The 21,534-nt window shown below is 41.3% G+C and carries 19 protein-coding genes; 12 read left to right on the top strand and 7 right to left on the bottom strand.

Annotated elements, in window-relative coordinates; genetic code table 11:
- Positions 1-245: 245 nt before the first annotated feature.
- The 8 genes from AACZ49_RS09850 to AACZ49_RS09815 all read left to right on the top strand — a co-directional run bounded on the left by AACZ49_RS09850 (position 246) and on the right by AACZ49_RS09815 (position 12,552).
- Entirely contained in the window at positions 246-1,091 is an 846-nt protein-coding gene (locus tag AACZ49_RS09850; protein ID WP_249601195.1) for an RteC domain-containing protein, read from the top strand.
- 263 nt (positions 1,092-1,354) lie between these two features.
- Positions 1,355-1,708 carry a helix-turn-helix domain-containing protein gene (locus AACZ49_RS09845; protein ID WP_249601196.1) on the top strand — a complete coding sequence of 118 codons (354 nt, stop codon included), beginning with the start codon at positions 1,355-1,357 and terminating at the stop codon, positions 1,706-1,708.
- Positions 1,709-1,720: 12 nt separating this feature from the next.
- Positions 1,721-2,029 (top strand): helix-turn-helix domain-containing protein, encoded by a 309-nt coding sequence (locus AACZ49_RS09840; RefSeq protein WP_002978404.1) that lies wholly within the window; start codon positions 1,721-1,723, stop codon positions 2,027-2,029.
- An 85-nt stretch (positions 2,030-2,114) separates the two neighbouring features.
- Positions 2,115-3,590 carry a DUF3945 domain-containing protein gene (locus AACZ49_RS09835; protein ID WP_249601197.1) on the top strand — a complete coding sequence of 492 codons (1,476 nt, stop codon included), beginning with the start codon at positions 2,115-2,117 and terminating at the stop codon, positions 3,588-3,590.
- Positions 3,591-3,596: 6 nt separating this feature from the next.
- Positions 3,597-5,690 (top strand): type IA DNA topoisomerase, encoded by a 2,094-nt coding sequence (locus AACZ49_RS09830; RefSeq protein WP_249601198.1) that lies wholly within the window; start codon positions 3,597-3,599, stop codon positions 5,688-5,690.
- The gene (locus AACZ49_RS09825; protein ID WP_249601199.1) at positions 5,680-6,561 is read left to right on the top strand and encodes an ORF6N domain-containing protein; all 882 of its coding nucleotides are present in this window, start codon (positions 5,680-5,682) and stop codon (positions 6,559-6,561) included. Before AACZ49_RS09830 ends, AACZ49_RS09825 begins: the two co-directional genes overlap by 11 nt.
- Before the next feature lie 146 nt (positions 6,562-6,707).
- Positions 6,708-7,145 carry a DUF1896 domain-containing protein gene (locus tag AACZ49_RS09820; RefSeq protein ID WP_120181168.1) on the top strand — a complete coding sequence of 146 codons (438 nt, stop codon included), beginning with the start codon at positions 6,708-6,710 and terminating at the stop codon, positions 7,143-7,145.
- Positions 7,132-12,552: an N-6 DNA methylase gene (locus tag AACZ49_RS09815; protein ID WP_120181169.1), complete on the top strand. Its 5,421-nt coding sequence runs from the start codon at positions 7,132-7,134 to the stop codon at positions 12,550-12,552. The genes AACZ49_RS09820 and AACZ49_RS09815 overlap by 14 nt, the downstream gene beginning before the upstream one ends.
- A 54-nt stretch (positions 12,553-12,606) precedes the next feature.
- On the opposite strand, the gene mobC is transcribed toward AACZ49_RS09815, so the two are convergent.
- The 7 genes from mobC to mobA all read right to left on the bottom strand — a co-directional run bounded on the left by mobC (position 12,607) and on the right by mobA (position 18,660).
- On the bottom strand, positions 12,607-14,607 hold the full coding sequence (gene mobC / locus AACZ49_RS09810) for a conjugal transfer protein MobC (protein ID WP_120181170.1): 2,001 nt from the start codon (positions 14,605-14,607) through the stop codon (positions 12,607-12,609).
- 225 nt (positions 14,608-14,832) lie between these two features.
- Positions 14,833-15,366, bottom strand: a complete 534-nt coding sequence (locus tag AACZ49_RS09805) for a GNAT family N-acetyltransferase (RefSeq protein ID WP_120181171.1) — start codon at positions 15,364-15,366, stop codon at positions 14,833-14,835.
- Positions 15,367-15,825 carry a GNAT family N-acetyltransferase gene (locus tag AACZ49_RS09800; RefSeq protein WP_120181172.1) on the bottom strand — a complete coding sequence of 153 codons (459 nt, stop codon included), beginning with the start codon at positions 15,823-15,825 and terminating at the stop codon, positions 15,367-15,369.
- A 16-nt stretch (positions 15,826-15,841) separates the two neighbouring features.
- The gene (locus tag AACZ49_RS09795; protein ID WP_120181173.1) at positions 15,842-16,171 is read right to left on the bottom strand and encodes a multidrug efflux SMR transporter; all 330 of its coding nucleotides are present in this window, start codon (positions 16,169-16,171) and stop codon (positions 15,842-15,844) included.
- A gap of 75 nt (positions 16,172-16,246) precedes the next feature.
- Complete coding sequence (locus AACZ49_RS09790) at positions 16,247-16,810, bottom strand: Crp/Fnr family transcriptional regulator (RefSeq protein WP_120181174.1); 564 nt, start codon at positions 16,808-16,810, stop codon at positions 16,247-16,249.
- A gap of 126 nt (positions 16,811-16,936) precedes the next feature.
- Positions 16,937-18,220, bottom strand: a complete 1,284-nt coding sequence (mobB, locus tag AACZ49_RS09785) for a conjugal transfer protein MobB (protein WP_120181175.1) — start codon at positions 18,218-18,220, stop codon at positions 16,937-16,939.
- A 2-nt stretch (positions 18,221-18,222) separates the two neighbouring features.
- On the bottom strand, positions 18,223-18,660 hold the full coding sequence (gene mobA, locus AACZ49_RS09780; protein ID WP_120181176.1) for a conjugal transfer protein MobA: 438 nt from the start codon (positions 18,658-18,660) through the stop codon (positions 18,223-18,225).
- 708 nt (positions 18,661-19,368) lie between these two features.
- On the opposite strand from mobA, the gene AACZ49_RS09775 reads away from it, so the two are divergent.
- From AACZ49_RS09775 to AACZ49_RS09760, 4 genes are read left to right on the top strand one after another with little or no spacing between them, the layout of a single operon-like run.
- The gene (locus AACZ49_RS09775) at positions 19,369-20,136 is read left to right on the top strand and encodes a ParA family protein (RefSeq protein WP_292968505.1); all 768 of its coding nucleotides are present in this window, start codon (positions 19,369-19,371) and stop codon (positions 20,134-20,136) included.
- A gap of 12 nt (positions 20,137-20,148) precedes the next feature.
- Entirely contained in the window at positions 20,149-20,559 is a 411-nt protein-coding gene (locus AACZ49_RS09770) for a DUF3408 domain-containing protein (protein WP_034871410.1), read from the top strand.
- Positions 20,559-20,864, top strand: a complete 306-nt coding sequence (locus tag AACZ49_RS09765) for a DUF3408 domain-containing protein (protein WP_034871411.1) — start codon at positions 20,559-20,561, stop codon at positions 20,862-20,864. The genes AACZ49_RS09770 and AACZ49_RS09765 overlap by 1 nt, the downstream gene beginning before the upstream one ends.
- Positions 20,865-20,875: 11 nt before the next feature.
- Positions 20,876-21,511: a conjugal transfer protein TraD gene (locus AACZ49_RS09760; RefSeq protein ID WP_292968504.1), complete on the top strand. Its 636-nt coding sequence runs from the start codon at positions 20,876-20,878 to the stop codon at positions 21,509-21,511.
- Positions 21,512-21,534: the final 23 nt, after the last annotated feature.

Raw genomic sequence — 21,534 nt, 5'->3', positions numbered from 1 at the left:
AAATCACTGTTCATATTATTGCATAAATACGCAAAGACAAATTTAGGATTAAAATTTAAGTATTTATTGATTGTGAGCGACTAAGTGATACGGGTAAGGTTTTTTACAGGAGAAAACAGGCATAAATGGTTCAAAATCTTCCCCATTGTAGGGGCATATTGGCAGTTAAATCCCTGTTTATTAATAACATTTGTGCAGGTACACTGTATCAGTAACAAAGTATCAGTAACAAAATCCTCCCTACTATGAGAAAATCATTAGGCAATATTGTTAGCGAAATTCAGGAGAAGGAACGGAAACTATCACTTACGTGCTCGGGGCTGATTGAAGAGGCTTTTCAAATGACGGTTTATCTTCAGGAGCTACTGGTTTCGTCAAAAGAATGTGTTTTAAATTCGGGCTTTGTCAATGAGGCAAAAGAGATTGAGTTTTTCAAAATGGTTAAACCCCAAATCCTGGGCAAACTCATCTACTACAATAAGCTCTACCGGATAGAAACCGCTTGCCCGGTTAATAACGGGAAAATGTATCATACTTATTTCGCTAACCATTTACAGGAGTTAAAGATTGAATTTAGGGAACATATCTGCAACTCCCATTTTTATAGGTACTACCGTTCGGGCAGGGTGGATAAGGATAACGAATACTTTAAGCGAGGGCAGATAAATTACCTCGATGGGCTTAACAGTTACGTCTTTGAAATCGACCCGCAATTCTCTACCTATTACGATTACAAAGTAGCCCGCATCATCGCTAATGACCTATTATACGCCTACCTCTTAACCAAAATCAACCCCGAAGATAATCTCGATGTATATTTTCAGAACGCAGAAGGTATCAAAGAACTTTCTTGGACGGACAGCAAAAACGCACTGGTTGAGCTGATGTATGCCCTGTACGCATCGGGCGCTATTTCAGGTGGTAAAATCGGCATCCGAAAGCTCACTGCCATTTCGCAGGTCTTATTCCGAATTTCACTGACCGATGTGCATCACGCATTCCATAGAATGAAAACCCGTGCAGGCTCACGGACATTATTTTTAGACCAGTTGAAACAGGCTCTTGAAGAATATATGGATAAGGATTTATAAATAGTCCGTCCGTAAAGGGTTTGAAAGCAATACACATTCCGTATTGCTTTTTTTTGTGCCTGCACTTACCCATATATGCCAATTGGCAAATGGACTTATTTCCATAACCGAAAAATGGGAAAATCTACCGAAACTCTTATTTAATAAGGGTTTACGACAAATTGTAAAATTTTCAAAAAAACGCTTTTTCAATTGGCAAGCATTGGCAGACAAACACTGCCACAGTTCTGAATTTTGTCCTGTGAACATTAAACAGCAGTGCTATGAACATTATAACAGTTGACGAAGAAGTGTGGAAGCACCTCAATGAACGGTTGAAAGCCATAAGCGAATATATCCTCAAACTTGAAGATACAAGTTACGATAGCTTATGGCTCAACAATCACGAAGTCTGCCAGTATCTCCACATCAGCGAAAAAACATTGTGGCGTATGCGTACCAACGGGCAGATTGCTTTTTCAAAAATGTATGGACAGTATTACTATACGATTGGTGCTATCAAGGAAATGCTCAACGCAAACGCTGTGCAGACCACCAATGAATATGTAGAAGAGCTTATGGCGAAAGGCAAAAGCTATATCGAAAAAGGCAGAAAGCTGAAATCAGGTAATAATTAAAGGCGTACTCGTATGAATATCGACAAAATGGAATTTGTGGCGTGGATGGAACGCATAATGGATAGGCTTGACATTCTCGGCAACCACATAGACGATTTACAAAAGAAGCGCAACAGCATAGACGGCGAGGAATTACTGGATAATCAGGATTTATTGCAAATGTTGAAAATAAGTAACCGTTCCCTGCAACGGTATCGCTCCATCGGCAAGCTCCCTTATTATACCATTAGCGGAAAACTGTATTACAAGCTGTCCGATGTGCATCAGTTCATCAGGGAAAGTTTTAACCCTCCCTTGCCCAAACTGGATGCCAATAAGTGACAAACACTGCCTTTGACTGCCACATAATGCAAATCAGTGAAGGCTTCCTTTACATTCGACAGTGAATTTTTAAAATTTTCAGATTATGAGCGAAGAAACAACTAATAAACAGGATATGCCTGAACAGCTATCGGACATATTACTGGTGCTGGATAAAGAGAAAATGAAAATCCAAGCCGTAAAGAGTATTGACGAAAACGGGAAAATGGAAACCGTAGAACCCACAAAGAAGAACCAAAACCAGTTTATGCGTGTGGACAAAAGCGGTGATTTCTTTTCCAACTTCTTTTCCAATTTTTTCAGTCAGTTAAAGAACCCTACCAATTTTTCATTCTTCAAAGTGCCTGCACCTCTTGCTATTGATAAAGCACAGGAGTTGCAAAAGCAGGTAGATAAGCCTACTCCCGAGGGCGAAAAAGTGATGAAAGAATACGAAGTGAAGACAGAACCACAGCAGGATAAAAAACAAGAAAATCAAAATAATATGGCAACAGCACAAACAACACCGGAAGTAAGCGAATATCGCTACAAGCCGGAACAGATTGATTGGGACACAATGAAAAATCTCGGGTTAAGCAAGGAATATCTTGAAAAAAGAAACCTGCTTGACCCTTTGCTACGAGGTTACAAAACCAATGAACTTTTACCGATTGGCGTTAATTTCGGAGGTTCTGTTCTTCGCACAGATGCCCGCCTGTCTTTACAGCAAGCCGAAGATGGAAATGTTATCGTAGCAATACACGGTATCAAAAAAGAGCCTAACCTCCACTTCGAGTTTTTTGGTCACAAGTTTACCGATGAAGACAAGAAAAACCTGCTCGAAACGGGCAATATGGGGCGTGTCGTTAATTTGGTAAATTCCAAAACAGGCGAATTGATGCCGTCTATTATCAGTATTGACAGGCTGACAAACGATGTAATTGCATTACGGACAGAGTTCATAAAAATTCCCGATGAAATTAAGGGCGTAAAGCTGAATGAGGAACAAAAGCAAACTTTAATGGAGGGTAAACCGCTAAAGTTAGAGGGTATGATTTCCACCAAAGGAACGGAGTTCTCGGCAACAGTACAGTTCAATGCAGACAAGCGTTATGTGGAGTTCCTGTTTGACCGCAATAATTCCAACAGGCAAACCCAAAGCAACGGTCAAGCCCAAAGCAAAGGACAAAATAATCAGCAAAGCCAACCGCAGGAAGCTCCAAAAACATTTAGGGGCAAAGAGCTGACCGATGAGCAACATAAGGATTTCAAAGCAGGTCAAACCATCTACATTGATGGATTAAAAGATAAAAAAGGGCAACCTTATCAGGGCTATATCACTTTCAATAAGGATACAGGAAAAACCGGGTTCGAGTTTCCCAATCAGTATAAGGAAAGAGTAAAACCCACCGAAGCCCACAAAACGCAGACTGCCGTCAATTCGGAGGGCAAAACCAACGAAGCGACCAAAAACGTCCAAGAGCCTTTAAAGTCCGGGCAGCAAAGTCCAAAAAACAAGCAGCAGCAGGAACAACAGGAAAAGCCCGAAACCCCTGCAAAATCCAAAGGCAGAAAAATGTAGTACGATATGAAAACAATTATTGCAGAAAAACCAAGCGTAGCAAGGGAAATAGCCGGACTTGTGGGAGCATCCGATAAAAAGGACGGCTACCTGACAGGTAACGGCTATTTTGTTACGTGGGCATTCGGTCATTTAATAGGACTGGGAATGCCCGAAGATTATGGCATTTCGGGATTTGATAAAGCATCCCTGCCGATATTGCCCAACCCGTTTTTATTGACCGTCCGCAAGGTCAAAAAAGATAAAGGGTACACCGCCGATACTGGCGCATTAAAGCAATTGAAAGTCATTGAGCAACTTTTTAAGCAAAGCAACAGCATCATCGTTGCTACCGATGCAGGTCGTGAGGGCGAACTCATTTTCAGGTACATTTATGAGTACCTGAAATGCAACAAGCCTTTTGAACGCCTTTGGATAAGTTCACTTACCGAAAAGGCAATAAAGCAGGGTTTTGACAACCTGAAAGACGGGGCAGCATTTGACGGATTGTACCAGGCTGCGCAAGGCAGAAGCCGTGCCGACTGGCTTGTAGGCATCAATGCTACACAGGCATTGAGTATAGCCGCAGGTAACGGTATCTATTCGCTCGGAAGAGTGCAAACACCCACACTGGCTTTGATATGCAAACGCTACCTTGACAATAAGAATTTCACGGTAAAGAAATACTGGCAGATACAGTTGATGCACAACAAAACGCAGGTTGATTTCAAAAGTATTTCCGCTACCAAATGGGAAGAAAAGCAACTTGCCGATGATACCCTTAGAGCTATTCAGCGTGGCACAACGGCAACTGTTACCTCGGTAGAAACCAAAAGCGTTACAGAACAACCGCCCTTGCTTTTTGATTTGACAGGCTTACAAAAGGAAGCTAACAAAAGACTGAAATTATCTGCTGAAGCAACGCTTAATATCGCACAAAGCCTGTACGAAAAGAAATTTATCACGTACCCACGTACCGGAAGCAAATACATTCCTGAAGATATGTGGGCTGAAATTCCAAACCTTGTGCGGGCATTGCAGAACCGTGAAGATTGCAAGCAAGCCCTTACCAAAATCAAATGGGGACGGTTCAACAAACGTATCGTGAATGACCTCCGTGTAACGGACCATCACGGTTTGTTGATTACGGATAAAGTGCCGTCCGTACTCAATGCAGACGAAAACAAGATTTACAATATGATTGCGCTTCGGTTGCTCGAAGCCATATCACAAGCCTGTGTCAAAGAAATAACCGATGTATCATTACAGGTATTGCATTACGACTTTACGGCAAAAGGCTGTAAAATTCAGGAAGCGGGTTGGCGTTCCATCAAAGGAAGTTTTACCGATGATGGCGAAGAGCCGGTACAGGAACTACCTGAACTGAATAAAGGCGATGAACTCAAAATAAAGGAAGCCGCCGTTTTGGAAAAGCAGACCAAACCGCCAGTGCTTTACACCGAAGCCGGGCTTTTGTCGGCTATGGAAACCGCAGGGAAAGAAATCGAGAACGAGGAAGAGCGCAAAGCCCTCAAAAATATCGGTATCGGTACTCCGGCTACAAGAGCCGCCATTATCGAAACCCTGTTTACCCGCAATTATATCCAAAGGGATAAACGTTCATTAATCCCTACGGAAAAAGGATTGCAGGTGTACGGGCTTGTCAAAGACCGAAAAATTGCGGATGTGGCAATGACCGCCGAATGGGAATTGGCATTGCAGAAAATCGAGAACAACGAAGCGGATGCCGGAACATTTCAAAAGGAAATGGAAACCTATGCCAAATCCATTACCGATGAATTGCTGCAAACTTCTATTGCTCAAAACAACCTACCGAAGTTGGTTTGCCCTAAATGCAAAAGCCAGCAACTCATTATCCGTGATAAAATTGTGAAGTGTCCCGATGAGGTTTGTAGTTGGGTACAGTTCCGTATCGTCTGCGGTGTGCAAATCAGTATCGAAAATGTAACAAGCCTTGTCAATAAAGGCAAAACCTCTTTAATCAAAGGAATGACAAGCAAAGCAGGTAAGAAATTCGATGCGTATATCGTGTTGAATGCCGATTGTAGTACCTCTTTTGAGTTTGAGAAAAACAAAAGCAGTAAACGCAATGGAAAATAAACCGTCAATCGTACCCAAAGAAATCAGGAACCTGATTTATACTATCCGGGGCAAACAGGTAATGTTGGATAGTGACCTCGCTGCCTTATATCAGGTAGAAACAAAGAACCTGAACAAAGCCGTTAAAAGAAATATTGAGCGATTTCCTGTATCATTCTGCTTTCAACTGACCGAAGAGGAAGTTGAAAACTTGAGGTTCCAAATTGGAACCTCAAGTTTGAGCTACGGCGGCAGACGTTATTTACCCTATGTTTTTACCGAACAAGGCGTTGCAATGGCATCTGCCATACTCCGTTCAGACATAGCCGTTAAAATGAGTGTTGAAATAATGGAAGCCTTTGTAGAAATGCGGCGTATGCTTATTAGCAATGCTTCTTTGTTTCATCGTTTGGATAATATCGAGTTAAAGCAACTGGAAGCCGACCAAAAATTTGAAGAGATTTTTAAGGCTTTGGAAAGTGATAAGCTGCACAGCGAAAAAGGCATTTTCTATAACGGGCAGGTTTTTGATGCCTATGCCTTTGTTTCCGATATTATCCGCAATGCCACAAGTTCCATTATCCTGCTTGATAATTATGTGGATGATACCGTGCTTACGTTATTGGGGAAACGCAAAGACAATGTAACAGCCACAATCCTTACTAAAAATATCAGTAATCAATTACGGTTGGATTTACAACGCTACAATAGCCAATATCCTCCGGTAGATATTGAGCTTTTCTCCGATGCCCACGACCGTTTCTTGATTATTGACCATACAGAACTCTACCACATCGGGGCATCACTCAAAGACCTGGGCAAAAAATGGTTTGCCTTTTCAAGAATGGATATTGAAGTCGGCAGGATGCTTCAAATCTTGAATAAGCCATAAAAATGAACCTCCGAATTATCGGAGGTTTTTTGTTGCCTATTACGCCAAATCCTGCCTTTCAAAGCCAAACCCTGCAACATTCTCATAGGCATTTGCTCCTGCTTCTAATTTTAGGATTTAAGTAAAATTCTAAAACAAAATATAGTATGGATGTACAGCAAAAAGACCTATCGTATTTCAGATTACGACTGCAAGAACTGTTAAACAGTAGCTTCCCCGAAAAGGCACACGACCAAAAATTTATCGACCAGCGTTCTTCGTGGGCTTCCAATGCTTATGAGGGTGCTTTCAGGGCGGGAAACCCCATTGAGCAATGCAATGAAATAGCCAACTACATACTTTTTGAGGGCTTACACTTCTCCAAATTCGACACTGTTTTTCAGGTGGTATGCAATGAGTTTGATACCGTAATGGCAGATGAGGAACTGCGACCGTTTGCCCTTAAAATGTTCCCTGTCTGTGAGGCTGTTCTCGCAGGATATGAATTAACCGATGATTTCGCCTACGGTTATGAGTTTGATTTACTCTATACCGAACTGACTGGAACCATCGCAATATGGATAGAGGAAAATGGGCTTCAGTAAGAAGCAACATCTCCAACAGAATATTGATGCCCTGCGAATTGCTTTTAAACTGGAAAAGGAGAAACGGCAAGCCACCGTAGGCGAAAGACTGCTAATGATGCAATACAGCGGATTTGGCGGTCTTAAATTCGTGCTGAACCCCATAGCCAACGAAATAGACATCAATCATTGGAGAAAAACCGAACACGACCTTTTCCCTATTACGCAGGAACTCCACCAACTGCTCAAAGAAAATTCCGAAGACGATAAGCAATACCGCAGGTATGTGGACAGTATGAAAAGTTCCGTACTGACAGCTTTTTATACACCGCCACAGGTAATAGATGCGATTTCCGCAACCTTGCGTGAAAGAGGTCTGAACATTGATAAATTCCTTGAACCGTCCGCAGGTATCGGCTCATTCGTACAGTCCTTTTCGGAAAACCAACAAAGTATTACCGCTTATGAAAAAGACTTGCTCACAGGCAAGATTTTAAAACAGCTTTACCCCGAAAGCAATATCCGTGTAAGTGGTTTTGAAGAAATTCTCGAAAAGGAACAAAACAGCTATGATGTAATTGCCAGCAATATACCATTTGGCGATACTTCCGTTTTCGACCTTTCCTATTCCCGTAGCAGGGACAGTGCAAAAGTACAGGCAGCCCGAAGCATACACAATTACTTTTTTCTGAAAGGTGCTGATATGCTCCGTGAGGGCGGTTTGTTGGTTTACATTACTTCACAGGGCATTCTGAACAGCCCTAAGAACGAACCCATACGCAAGGCGTTAATGCAGGATAATAATCTGGTTTCGGTTGTTCGCTTACCCAACAATCTTTTTACAGAATATGCAGGTACAGAAGTCGGAAGCGACCTGATTATCCTGCAAAAGAATACGGCAAAACAAAATCTGACCGAAAGGGAAGATCTGTTTTGCCAAAGCAGGCAAACAGAATACAATACACCTGGTAATGCACTCTTTCAGGACAACACAAGGATTGTGCATACCGAACGTAAATTAGATACCGACCCATACGGACAACCTGCATTAATCTATACGCATAAAGACGGCGTTGAGGGAATTGCCAAAGATTTAAAACAAATGCTTTCCGAAGATTTTGGCAAGCACCTGAATATAGGTTTGTACAAAGGCGAACGGAACGATGAACCTATAATACAAATTCCGATTGAACCAACGGTTACACCTCCGGTTATTGAGCCTGTAATCATTCAGCCAAAACCGCAACCTGTACCCACGCCTGTAACCCATCGGGAAAGCCCACAGGAATTAAAGCAACTAAGCATCTTCGACCTGTTTGAAAATGCGGACGAACCTGTAATGGTTGCTGCTCCGCCCAAAAGAACCACGCAAGCCAAAAGGCAAAGCACTAAAACAAACCGCCGTGCAATAGGTCGCCAAACCGACCTGTTCAGTGCGATGCAACAACCTTATACGCCTCCTGTTACTAATAGACCTACCAATGGAAATACATCAGCCAACGGCAAAAAACAGGAAGTTATCGGCGACCTGTTTTCAAGTATCAATGAGAATGGCCAAGCTGATAAGCCAGCTATTCCCGATACCATTCCCGAACCTGCTCCGTACAGTGGCAAACTGCAATCGTTCCATCGCAACGATTGCCTTGTGGTGGATAATGGTTGGGTCGGTCATCTGCAAGATGTAGATATAGCAGACGGTACGGCTGTATTCCACCCTTTACAGTTACCGACCTTACAGAAAGCAAGAGCCGAAGCGTATATCGGGGTGCGTGATGTTTACCAACAGCTTTACACAAAAGAGGCACAGCATCAGACCGAATACAAAGAAGAAAGGGAAAACCTTAATCGCCTTTACGATGCCTTTATTAAAAGGTACGGCAACCTCAACAGTGCCGATAATATCAAGCTCATCAAAACGGATAGTTCCGGTAAGGAAATCCCTTATTTGGAACGTGTTATTGGTGGCGTGGTACACAAAGCCGATATATTCAGCAGACCTGTTAGTTTTTCTACTATAACCATAGCAACGGATAATCCCGAAGAAGCGTTATCAGCTTCGTTGAACAAGTACGGAAGCGTGGATTTGGACTTTATGTCCGAAATCAGCGGTATGCCTGACGATGCTTTGAAAGAAGCCTTACACGGTCGTATCTACTACAATCCACTTCAAAAGGAATATGAAATAGCCGAACGCTGGATTGCAGGGAACGTAGTGGAAAAAGCGGAGAAAGTCAGAGCCTATCTCGAAAGCAATCCCGATGATACACAAGCCAAAGAAAGCCTTACCGTATTAGAGGAAGCAAGACCAATACGAATTGAATTTGAAGAACTCGATTTTAATCTGGGCGAACGCTGGATACCCACAGGTATTTATGCCCGGTTTGCATCGCACCTGTTCGATGCAGAAGTCCGTGTCCATTATTCCGACAGTGCCGATGACTTTTCCGTAACCTGCAAACAGAAGAACGTACACATTTGGGAGAAATACGCCGTCAAAGCCCAAAGCCGGACGTATGATGGGATTGCCCTGCTCAAACACGCCCTTGTCAATACCACGCCCGATATTTCAAAAACAATAACGGTTGAAGGCAAAGATGTCAAAGTGCGGGATATGGAAGCCATACAAATGGCGAATACTAAGATTGATGAAATCCGCAACGCCTTTACCGATTGGCTTCACGCCCAAAACGATGAGTTCAAAACAAGGCTGACCGACCAATATAATGATACGTTTAACTGTTTCGTCCGCCCTAACTACGACGGCACACATCAGGAGTTTCCGGGATTAGACTGCAAGGGCTTAGGCATTAATGACCTGTATTCGAGCCAAAAGGATGCCGTTTGGATGATAAAGCTCAACAACGGGGCAATTTGCGACCACGAAGTAGGTGCAGGAAAAACGTTGGTAATGTGTACGGCTGCACAGGAAATGAAGCGTTTGGGGTTAGCCCATAAGCCTATGATTATCGGGCTGAAAAGCAATGTTCACGAAATTGCCGAAGCCTACCGCACGGCTTACCCACACGCAAAAATTCTGTTTCCTGGCAAGGAAGATTTTACGCCCCAAAAACGCCTGCGGATTTTTGGCGACATTAAAAACAACGATTGGGATTGTGTGATACTGACACACGACCAATTCGGAATGATACCGCAATCGCCCGAAATTCAAAAAGAAATACTCCAAATAGAATTAGACAGCGTAGAGCGTAACCTCGATGCCCTGCAATCGCAAGGCAAGGAAGTTACCAGAGGGATGCTTGCCGGAGTAATCAAGCGGAAAGAAAACCTCGAAGTCAAGCTCAAAACCCTGCAACACGATATTGAAAACCGAAAAGATGATGTGGTGGATTTTAAGATGATGGGCATTGACCACTTGTTCGTTGATGAAAGCCACCAATTCAAAAACCTGATGTTCAACACAAGGCATACAAGGGTTGCCGGATTGGGCAATGTGGACGGAAGCCAAAAAGCATTGAACCTGCTCTTTGCTATCCGTACTATTCAGGAGCGTACCAATGCGGATATGGGAGCAACCTTTCTTTCAGGAACTACCATCAGCAACTCATTAACGGAACTATATCTGCTGTTCAAATACCTGCGACCACGGGCATTGGAAAAACAGGGCATTCATTCTTTTGATGCGTGGGCAGCTATCTATGCAAGGAAAACGACCGATTATGAATTTTCTGTTGCTAACAACATTGTAGCTAAAGAACGTTTCCGATACTTTATCAAAGTGCCGGAACTGGCACAATTCTACTCCGAAATTACGGATTACCGAACGGCAAAAGATATAGGAATTGACCGCCCCAATAAGAACGAGGTGTTGTACAATATACCGCCTACTCCCGACCAGGAAGAATTTATCCAAAGTCTGATGGAATTTGCAAAAACAGGAAAAGGAGAACTACTCGGAAGAGCACCTTTATCTCCATCGGAAGAAAAAGCAAAGATGCTCATCGCAACGGACTACGCCCGTAAAATGTCTTTGGATATGCGGATGGTAAGCGGTGCGTATGATGACCACCCCGATAACAAGGCTTCGCATTGTGCGGCAAACATTACCAAGTATTACAACCAATACAACGCACAGAAAGGAACACAGTTCGTTTTCTCCGATTTGGGAACCTACAAGCCGGGCGAATGGAATGTGTACTCCGAAATCAAACGCAAGCTCGTGGAAGACCACGGCATACCTGCAAACGAAATCCGTTTTATACAGGAAGGCAAAAATGATAAGCAACGTAAGGAACTTATCAAAGGAATGAACGAGGGCAAAATCCGTGTGTTGTTCGGTTCCACAAGTATGCTCGGAACTGGCGTGAACGCACAGAAAAGAGCCGTTGCCGTTCATCATCTCGATACGCCGTGGCGACCAAGCGACCTTGCTCAAAGGGACGGCAGAGCCGTTCGAAAAGGTAATGAGATTGCCAAATTCTTTGCCGATAACAAAGTAGATGTGATTATCTATGCCGTAGAAAAATCATTGGATAGTTACAAGTTCAATCTGTTGTACAATAAGCAACTTTTTATAGACCAATTAAAAAACAATAACCTCGGCAAACGTACTATTGACGAGGGCAGTATGGACGAAAAATCGGGAATGAATTTTTCGGAATACGTGGCTATCCTATCAGGAAATACAGACCTGTTGGATAAAGCCAAATTGGAAAAACAGATTGCCGGGTTGGAAAGCGAAAAACAGGCGTTCAACCGTTCAAAGTATAGTGCGAAGTACAAATTGGAAGATTATACGGAAATGTTGCAAAGCACTCAATCTCGTTTAAACCGTATGAGCCTTGATTGGAATAATCTGCAAGAGCGTATCCAAAAACGGTCAGACGGTACAATCGTAAATCCTGTACAGTTGGATGGCTTACCGCCCAATGCCGATATTAAACAAATCGGTGCAAAACTCAACCAGATTGCGGACAAAGCCCGAACCGGAGGTCAGTATGAAGAAATCGGTACGTTATACGGATTTACGCTTTTGGTAAAAACGGAAATGTCCGAAAAAGAGGGTGTGGATATAAGGGTAAACCGTTTTTTGGTACAGGGCGAGGGCAATATCAAATATACCTACAACAACGGTGTGATTGCTAAAGATGAAAAGCTGGCTGCTACGAACTTCCTTAATGCACTGGAGAAATTGCCCGGCTATATCGAGCAGGAGCACAAGAAAATTACGGAGATACAAAAAGACCTGCCCATTCTTCAGGAAGTGGTTAACGGTACTTGGTCGAAAGAAAGTAAACTGGGCGAACTCAAAACGGAACTGGCTGCCGTAGAAAGAAAGATACAGCTATCTATTACACCAGAAACCAAACAAGATGCTCCGGAGCAGGCAGAAAAGCAGAAAGAAGCTCCAAAGGTTCAGGAAAGCATTATACGGACAAAAGGTATTCATTTGCCTCGTGGCGTATTGTAAAACCTGAACGGGCAGGCAATAAAAAAGGGAGGTCATTTAAGCCTCCCTTTTAAATTATCCGTCCTGTACCAAATGCTGCAAGTTCGGGTCATTCTTGATACGCTCCATTTCGCTAACAACAATATTCAGGATGTCTTTTTTTATCTGTTTGTAATTGCTTTCAATTTCCTGCTTCATTTTATCCTCGCCCTGCTCATTTACAAAAGATAAGATTTGGGGTATCTTTTGGTAGGCTTTGGTTTCGGCGGCTACCTTTTCATTATCTACCACGATTTCGGCGTGAAATATCTTTTGCTCGATACGTTCATCAAAGTTATCCGATACAGAACCGACAAACATACCCTGTGTAAGCGTTGAAATTTTGGAAGCCGGAATAAGGCTGTCTAACTGTGTGGAAATAGAGGTGGATTTATCATTGCGGTTAATGGTCATACTCTGACGTTTCTGTAATACTTTACCGAAACGCTCCGAAAGACTTTTTGCCGTTTCTCCAACCACCTGACCACTGAATATATTACCTACCGTATTCTGTATTACCTTGCTTTCCTTGTCGCCGTAATCCCTCGTTAATTGCGAAAAATCCTGGAAGCCCAAACATACTGCCACCTTATTACTTCTCGCAGTTGCAATAAGATTATCCAGTCCTCTGAAGTAAATCGTGGGTAACTCATCTATGATAACCGAACTCTTTAATTGTCCTTTTTTGTTGATGAGCTTGACAATTCGGGAATTGTACAACCCTAATGCTGCTGAATAAATATTTTGGCGGTCGGGATTGTTACCCACGCACAAAATCTTCGGCTCGTTCGGGTTATTGATGTCGAGTGTAAAATCATCCCCGGTCATTACCCAGTACAACTGCGGGCTAATCATTCTTGACAAAGGTATTTTTGCCGATGCTATCTGCCCTTGTAACTGGTCTTGTGCGCCACCTTGCCACGCATCCATAAAGGGCGACAAATAGTTTTCCAAATCGGGGTATGAGGTTAAAATCGTGAATACGTCCGAATACTTTTTGTTCAGCAATTCAATGGCGTGTGGGAACGTACAATACTTGCCATCCTCATAGATTTTCAGATACCAAATAATAGCAGCTAAAAGAATAATTGGGCTTTCCACGAAAAAATCGCCTTGCTTCTGTATCCACGACCTGTTGAGGTTTAGCATTATGGTATAAGCCGCTTCGTAAGCATCAGAAATGTCGGTCATAAAATCGGGATTGAGTGGATTACAACGGTGGCTCTTGCGTGGGTCGTCGAAATTTATCACGTAAAATTTCGGCTGTACCTTGTATTTATCCCGGTGCTTTAGTAAATGATTGTAGGCGATAGTCGAAAGGTCGTCAAACTTGAAATCGTAGATGTACATACTAAAGCCTTTTTCTATCTGCTGCTTGATGTAGTTGTTTACGATGGCATAAGATTTACCGGAACCCGGAGTACCCAACACGATTGATGCCCTGAAAGGATTTACAATGTTTATCCAACCGTTGTTCCATTTGCCTTTGTAGTAAAATTTGGTGGGCAGGTTGACGGAATACTCGTTTTCCATCAGCTTGGTTTCCTGTTGAAAGCTCTCGTTTTCGTTATTGAAAACATCGTCCATTAGGTTGGTACGGAGCAATCGGCTCATCCATACGCCTGCCATCAGCAAGGCGATATAACCTAACGAGATAGTAAGAATATACAGAAATGTGCTTGTTGCGGGGGATAGCTTTAGCAATGGTGTGTTCAGGAAGAACAGCGCAAAGCCAATGCCCAACGCCACATAAATTTTAGACCAGGTTATCTTCTCATTCTTTACACCCTTTGTCCCTAAGCAACTCAAAGCCAGTAAAACCAAAGCGAATGCTTTTGTATAAAGGGTATGTGAAAACAAGCCCGCCGTACGGTCGAAATTGCCTAACATCTTGTTGATTACTTCCAACGTCCAGCCACGTTCTAAAAAGAAACCGTAGCAGAACCAATAAAGGTGCATCAGCACCAAAAGAATACTGACTGCCCGCATAAAAGCCATTATTTTGGCAAGCCCTCTTAAATCGTCTTCTCCCTGCATTATTTTAAGTTTTAATGTTCGGGCGTGAATTTAAAGGCTGTTGCTGTCGGCTCTTAAAATATGGCAGTAAGTGGCGTTGTGTGGCAGTATTTGGCAGATTAGTATAAAATGAAAAAGGTAGCAAATCGCTACCTTTTCAACCTTATTGTAAAATTGATTTTGTCCTTATTCTTTCTCAAAAGTAACGGCTTCGTCCATCTCGCCCCTTGTGAGGCTCAATTTAATTTACAAAATCCTCTCTTCTAATTTTAATTTCATCATTATATCGGTTTGTTCATCATCGCCTAATTTGAAAATATGCTTGTCAAATTCAACAAAACCATTTTTCTTATAAAAGCTGATTGCCCGAGGATTTTCTTCCCAAACACCTAACCAAACGTAGTGTGCATTTTTCTGTTTGGCAATTTCAATAGCTTTTTCATAAAGCACTTGTCCGACTTTTTTACCGTGAAATTCCTTTAAAACATAAATGCGTTCAATTTCAAGTGCTGTGTCGTCTTGCAATTCTGTTTGCGATTGCCCGAAATTGATTTTCAAATAACCAACTAATTCGTTTTCAGATAAGGCAAAATAAAACTCGGAACTTTCATTGTTCAATTCTTCTATTAGCTTTTCATTGGAAAATCCCTCCTCTAAATATGTTGTCATATTCTCTTCTGTATTACTCGAAGAAAATGTTTCTGAAAATGTTTGTCTGCCTATCTGTTGCAGTTGTTCAATATCGTTTAATGTTACTTTTCTTATTTCCATTGGTTCCATCTATTTTAAATTCCATTCGTAGTTAAGCCATTCGGTATTTTCTCTTGCTCCTAATCGTTCATAAAATTTCACTCCTACTTTATTCCACGGTGCAACCGTCCATTTTATTTGACTGCAATTATTTTGTTCTGCTTCAGTTTTTAACGCATTCATTAGTTGTTCGCCAATTTTCTGACCACGATAATTTTCGTCCACATAGAGCTCTTTCATATAAATAGCAGGACGGTTTTGGGCTGTATAAGGAAGAAAATAATAAACCAACATTCCTGCGATTTTATCATTATCTTCTGCCACAAGGCAATAAAAATCGGGTGGGTTTTTCTTAAATCCGCTGTTTCTGACAATTTCGGGTGTAATGGCAAAACTGTCAATGTATTTTTCAAAAACAGCCAATTCTTTCATTAAATGCCAAACTTTCTCGCTGTCCTTTTCTTCGGCTTTTCTTATTGTTATATTCATTTTTTTAAAACATTATTTAATGAGCTGATACGGCTTTCAGCCCGACAATCGAGCCTATTAAAGTGATAAGAAAAAGTATTCGCAGAAATGTTGCAGGCTCTTTAAATACAAGAATACCGACTAAAACTGTTCCGACTGCTCCGATACCTGTCCATACGGCATAAGCCGTTCCGATGGGCAAAGTTTGGGTTGCTTTAATCAAAAGTCCCATACTCATAGTAAGGGTAACGAGAAAACCTGCATACCACAAATACATTTCATTTCCTGTTGTTTCTTTTGCTTTTCCCAAACAGAATGCAAAAGCCACTTCAAACAACCCTGCTACAACTAAAATTATCCAATTCATTTCCTTTGTTCTTTATCTGCAAAGGTCGGAAACGGAATTGAGGTGAAATTTTACAAATGATAAAAAATGAGCCGTTCACTTTATTTCTGCCCTAATTCTGCTCAAACTGACTTGTGTTATACCTAAATAAGAAGCAATGTGTCCTAATTGCACTCGCTGGACTATATCGGGACTGTTTTTCAAAAGTTCCTTATATCGTTCGGTAGCTGTTCGGACTTGTCGAGAAATAAGCCTTTCTTCTGTTTTTATAAGTTCTTTTTCGGCAAATCTTCGCCCCCAATTTGCAATATGTATATCATTCTCAAAAAGTCTTTGTAAGACTGTTGTTTTCAGTTTATATAATTCGCAATCTTCCAACAACTCTACATTTTCATATCCTTTCTGATTGGCTATATAGCTTTTCATTGAAATAATAGTATCGCCCTCTTTGCCAAACCAAAAAGTGATTTCATCATTATCTTTATATGAATATGCTCTTGCTACACCTTTCTTTATAAAGTAGATGTTCTTTTCAATTTTATCAGCTCTCAAAAGAATATGCCCTTTTTTATATTTAACCTCTGTAATTGATTTCTTGAGCAATTCTTTTGAAGTATCTGGAAGCGGATATATATTCTCAAGTAAAAGGTCTATGTTCATTAATCCAATGCTGATTTGTTGTAACAAAATTACAAAATAAAAAAATGAGCTTCGTTATATGTGGTGTGAAGACTGAAGCTGTACAACCTTAAAAATGAAACATATATTTCAATCAATAGATATTTTTTACAACCTACTACCTTTCTTCTTTTTCTTCTTCATTTTATTGGCAAAATCCTGTTCCTCGTAATCTTCGCCCTGGGCTTCGGGCAATAAGCCTCCCAGTGCTTCAATCAAACCATCTTCGTGTTTACCAGTAGTTAAGAAGTCGAACAAATGGTGTGGTTCTTCCGCAGGAAGATCCGCATCATTTGATGTAGATATTTTCGGTTGTAATTCAACTGGCTCTTTAATCTCCGGTTTGATATTATTGTTCCAATAATCATTAAAGGCATTGGCAGAAAGTTCCTTGCTCAAACGTGAACCGTTCCAAACCGCTTTAGAATTGTGGTCTATAAATGTCATTCCGTAAATACGCCCTGTATCATTCCTCCGCACCACTACGTTAATTCCCTGCTCGGCTAATTGCTTCTTAAAGCCCATTTCATCAGTTGTTGATTTCAAGGCAATGGTAACGGCTGATTGTAAGGTCTGCTTGGTTGGACTATCTTTTAAATCCGTTTTGCATTTCGCAAAATACAGTTCCAAAGCCGGAAGCCCTGCATCTTTACCAAACAAAGAAGCCTTGAACGGATGCCCGGCTCTTTCGCCTTTCTCGTTTAAAGGAATGTATAATAAACCCTGCCGTAGCTGCCCCTGCAATTCGCCCTCTACTTTTTCGGTGGTAATATTGAACAGGGAAAGCAAGGCATTGTATTCGCCCAAAGTCTGAAACTTATAGTAATTTGGTAAGTGGCGAACTACTGAAGCGATTTGACTTTTCACATCTCCAGCTTTGTAGTTTACCGGGCGGAAAACCTTGTCGTTCTGCCGATGCTCCTTATCAGTTGCGGGTATCAATCCGTGTTTTCTTTCCAACTCACGGCACACATTCATAGACCGCATTTTCTCGAACTTGTCCGAAATCTTTTTACCCTCTTCGTCCACGCAAACCGATACAATGTGTATATGGCTGCGGTCAATATCCGTGTGTTTGAACACCACAAAAGGCTGTTCTCCGTAACCCATTTCCCGCATATACTGTTCTGCCATCTCCCTAAACTTATCATCGCTTACTTTATCATTCGGGTCAGGATTGAGCGAAATATGCAACGTATGTTTTTCGGTATTGCGGTTGGCTATCAGGTAAGGCGCAAAAGACTGGGCTAATTGTGCAACGGAATAATGCCCGTTAGCGGTTTCAATCATCTTATTGGCAAACAAAATCTGTCCGTTTTCATTCTCCACTTTGAGCTGATTGTACGCCAATGCTCCGTATAAATTTCCGCTTCTACCGATTTTCGCTATCATTTCTAAGGCTGTTTTTTCAGGTACTTTGCTTCAAATTCCTCGGTTAGCTGAATAATTTTTTGGCATAGCATCGCCATTTCAGCCGTCTGTTTTTCCAATTTGTAGAGGAACGCTGCCGCTTTTTTCTCGGAAAAATGCTTGTACAACAGCTTTACAATCTGGTTATAATTTACACCTATGGAACGGAACTGGCTGTGAAAAGAGGTTAGCCGCATATAAAAATCAACCGTTCCTTTGTCAATCTGAATGGTCTTTATGGTCTTGTCAAAGATGCAGGACGTTATGAAATGCGCCTTTACCTGCATACCTGATTTATCAAACAGGGTAAGAAAACGGGCGTGTTCCTGCTCGTTAAAGGAAATCGTATAGCGGATGGTCGCCGGGTCTTCTTTTGGGCGGCGTCCGGTCTTTTTCAATTGCTTTTTGTTGTTATCGTTCATCACTAATCCATTTTAAAATCCATACAAAACCCTGACTTCGGAAGGTGTTTTCTGCCCCCTGCAAAGGGCAAGTTGTTTTGAGCATCGGAAATCATTCCGAGATGCTCAAAACACAACTTGCCGTGTTCTGTTGAACACAAAAATCCGCCCTGCGGGACGGATTAAATGTAACAGGGAAAAACAGATCGAAGCCGTTCCCGTTACTCTCCATTTTGTCAAAAGACTTTTGCATAAATCCGTTAATAAAAATCATTTTACAAAGTAAAGACCTGTTTACGAAAGCAGTGTATTGTATAGCAGTGCCAAACACTGCCTTTGAATGCCAAACACTGCCACAGCTCAATCAGCGGTTAAATCAATCGCTTTATTTGCCGTATAATTTTAGTGCAGGTAGTAAAAAAAGTATTTCAACAAAGAAGAAAATCAGGTTTGCAAACAGGCAGTTTGGAATAAAAGCATAAGGTTTTAAAAGCATAAAACAATAAAACAATAAAAGTGTAAAAGCATAAAAGCGGTAAAGCAATTTACCTGTTGCAAGTTTTGCCACTTGCCAAAGAATGTACCTGACAAGGCAAAAATGAAAGCAAATACCTGTGCAGGAAAGTACCCAAAAGGGAATGCAGGAATATAGGAATGAGGTAATAATCAGATAAACCAATATTCAATCCTGCAAAACAAATAAAGTGTGTAACAATAAATTTTTAAATAATGGAAACAAGAAAAGAAACTTTAAAAATCAGTTTCTCCACCCAAAAAGGTGGTGTGGGAAAATCTACGATGACCACCTTGCTGGCAAGTGTACTTCACTACCGATTAGGTTTTAATGTACTGGTAATGGATTGCGACTTTCCGCAGCACAGTTTGACTAATATGCGAGAGCGGGATAAGAGAACCATAATGCAGAACGACTACCATAAAAAAGCGGCAATGAAGCAGTTTCAAGCCATCAACAAAAAAGCATACCCGATTATTAAATGCAAAGCTGAAACAGCTTTGGAGAAAGCATCGGAATACAGAAGCCAGTCGGTGGTTGTACCGGATGTTATCTTTTTCGATCTGCCGGGGACTGCCAACACCAAAGGTGTCTTGACTACATTAAAGACAATGGATTTTATCTTTTCGCCCATTACCGCAGACCGCTTGGTCGTAGAAAGTACATTGGGCTTTACCAAAGCCTTTCTTCAACTTCCGAAAACTACTGAGGGCAACGAGAAACAAGAACTTTGGTTGTTCTGGAACCAAGTGGACGGCAGAGAAAAAACAGGTATATACGATGCCTATCAAAGTGTCATCAAAGAACTCAACCTGCCAATAATGGGAACAAGGATTATGGACAGTAAGCGTTTCCGAAAAGAAACAGATGACACTGCCGGTTATGTATTCAGGTCAAGTTTACTTCCTGCCGAAACACAGCTAATGAAAATAACCAAAATGGATTTATTTGTCGAAGAATTTTTGAAAATCACACAACTATAAAATCATTAGACTATGGCTAAGGATAACAAAAACAACGCTTTTGAAAAGCCTGACGTTGATGAGGATTATTTGATGAATATCATAAGTGGGGACGAGCCTATTTCTCCACCCATAAACAAACCTCAAGAGGAAGAAACAAAGGAAATTAAAACCAAACCGAAAGAAAAAGTGCGAAGCAGTTCATCAAAAAAAGTGGACTATGAGGAAACTTTTTTGGTCAATCGGTTTCCCTCAGGTCGTAACGGTAAGGTCGTTTACATTCGCCCCGAATACCACGAAAGATTGCTCCGCATCGTTCAACTGACAAGGGAAGAAAGAACAACGCTCTACTCTTATATTGATAACATTCTTGAACACCACTTCAGAGAGTACGGGGACGATATCACAGATTATTTCAATGAACATTTTAAACCCATTTTGTAATGAAGAAAAACAAAAAGAAAAGGAATGTCGTTGCAACCAACGACAACTCCAGCATAGCAACTAATACAGCGAAAGTATCCTATGAAAAAGCATTTATGCAAATGAATAAAATGCAGAAAAGAGGCAATAAAAGTATATACCTAAGCCCTGAATATCATGAACGTTTAACCCGTATCGTTCAGATTATAGGCGATGATAAAATACCCTTGTTCGCCTATCTCAATAATATTCTGGAATATCATTTTAAAGTATTTGAAGACATGATTACAAAGGAGTTCAACGAAAAATACAAGGGTTTATTTTAAAAACTAACATTATGGAAGTAGTAATTGTGATTTGCCTTCTGATAATTATTATCCTGCTTTTACAGGATAAGATTGTCATTACGAAAAGGGAGAAACCAGATCCAAAGCCAGAAAAGGTCAACCCTGATTTACCTGATATTATGGGGCAACCCAAACCTGTAAGAAGCCTTACAGTGCCAAACATTACCACTAAACGCCAAATTGAGGAACCAGAGATAAACCCTGATAACTTAGACATTGAATACGACGAAAATGAAAACGTAAGTGTTCAAATTCCGCAGGAAGAGCTGGACGAAGTTTTCAGAAATATACCTGATTTGGAGGAGGAGGAAGAAGAATGGAACAGGTACGGAATATCCGGTGGCGATGACGGTTTTGCCCAAGGGGTTACCTTTGAAGAACTAAGCTCCGTGGGGGTGTTACTCCAAAAAGAAGAATTGGAACCAGCCCAAAAGGAAACAGCGATAGCGATAGTTCAAAAAATACAGGGAACCGAATTATTCAGCCTATTGGAAAATTCTATGGAAGATGCTTCCCGAAGAATAGCCGAGCTTTTGGATAGTACCCTTTCATCTGAAACGGAAGACAGTTCTTCCACTTTGCGGAAAAGTGATTTGAGTGATTTTGACATTGGGGAGTTTGTATGAGCAAACTCCCTATTGTTTTTTTA

The sequence above is a fragment of the uncultured Maribacter sp. genome (assembly GCF_963975365.1).
GTDB lineage: Bacteria > Bacteroidota > Bacteroidia > Flavobacteriales > Flavobacteriaceae > Maribacter.
The sequence above is the reverse complement of the archived record's forward strand: the minus strand, read 5'-3'. Positions and strand labels throughout refer to the sequence as shown.

Bases quoted from the DNA above. Each gene is read 5' to 3' on its own strand.
- AACZ49_RS09850 (WP_249601195.1), top strand. From the start codon at position 246: ATGAGAAAATCATTAGGCAATATTGTTAGCGAAATTCAGGAGAAGGAA.
- AACZ49_RS09845 (WP_249601196.1), top strand. From the start codon at position 1,355: ATGAACATTATAACAGTTGACGAAGAAGTGTGGAAGCACCTCAATGAA.
- AACZ49_RS09840 (WP_002978404.1), top strand. From the start codon at position 1,721: ATGAATATCGACAAAATGGAATTTGTGGCGTGGATGGAACGCATAATG.
- AACZ49_RS09835 (WP_249601197.1), top strand. From the start codon at position 2,115: ATGAGCGAAGAAACAACTAATAAACAGGATATGCCTGAACAGCTATCG.
- AACZ49_RS09830 (WP_249601198.1), top strand. From the start codon at position 3,597: ATGAAAACAATTATTGCAGAAAAACCAAGCGTAGCAAGGGAAATAGCC.
- AACZ49_RS09825 (WP_249601199.1), top strand. From the start codon at position 5,680: ATGGAAAATAAACCGTCAATCGTACCCAAAGAAATCAGGAACCTGATT.
- AACZ49_RS09820 (WP_120181168.1), top strand. From the start codon at position 6,708: ATGGATGTACAGCAAAAAGACCTATCGTATTTCAGATTACGACTGCAA.
- AACZ49_RS09815 (WP_120181169.1), top strand. From the start codon at position 7,132: ATGGGCTTCAGTAAGAAGCAACATCTCCAACAGAATATTGATGCCCTG.
- mobC (WP_120181170.1), bottom strand. From the start codon at position 14,607: ATGCAGGGAGAAGACGATTTAAGAGGGCTTGCCAAAATAATGGCTTTT.
- AACZ49_RS09805 (WP_120181171.1), bottom strand. From the start codon at position 15,366: ATGGAACCAATGGAAATAAGAAAAGTAACATTAAACGATATTGAACAA.
- AACZ49_RS09800 (WP_120181172.1), bottom strand. From the start codon at position 15,825: ATGAATATAACAATAAGAAAAGCCGAAGAAAAGGACAGCGAGAAAGTT.
- AACZ49_RS09795 (WP_120181173.1), bottom strand. From the start codon at position 16,171: ATGAATTGGATAATTTTAGTTGTAGCAGGGTTGTTTGAAGTGGCTTTT.
- AACZ49_RS09790 (WP_120181174.1), bottom strand. From the start codon at position 16,810: ATGAACATAGACCTTTTACTTGAGAATATATATCCGCTTCCAGATACT.
- mobB (WP_120181175.1), bottom strand. From the start codon at position 18,220: ATGATAGCGAAAATCGGTAGAAGCGGAAATTTATACGGAGCATTGGCG.
- mobA (WP_120181176.1), bottom strand. From the start codon at position 18,660: ATGAACGATAACAACAAAAAGCAATTGAAAAAGACCGGACGCCGCCCA.
- AACZ49_RS09775 (WP_292968505.1), top strand. From the start codon at position 19,369: ATGGAAACAAGAAAAGAAACTTTAAAAATCAGTTTCTCCACCCAAAAA.
- AACZ49_RS09770 (WP_034871410.1), top strand. From the start codon at position 20,149: ATGGCTAAGGATAACAAAAACAACGCTTTTGAAAAGCCTGACGTTGAT.
- AACZ49_RS09765 (WP_034871411.1), top strand. From the start codon at position 20,559: ATGAAGAAAAACAAAAAGAAAAGGAATGTCGTTGCAACCAACGACAAC.
- AACZ49_RS09760 (WP_292968504.1), top strand. From the start codon at position 20,876: ATGGAAGTAGTAATTGTGATTTGCCTTCTGATAATTATTATCCTGCTT.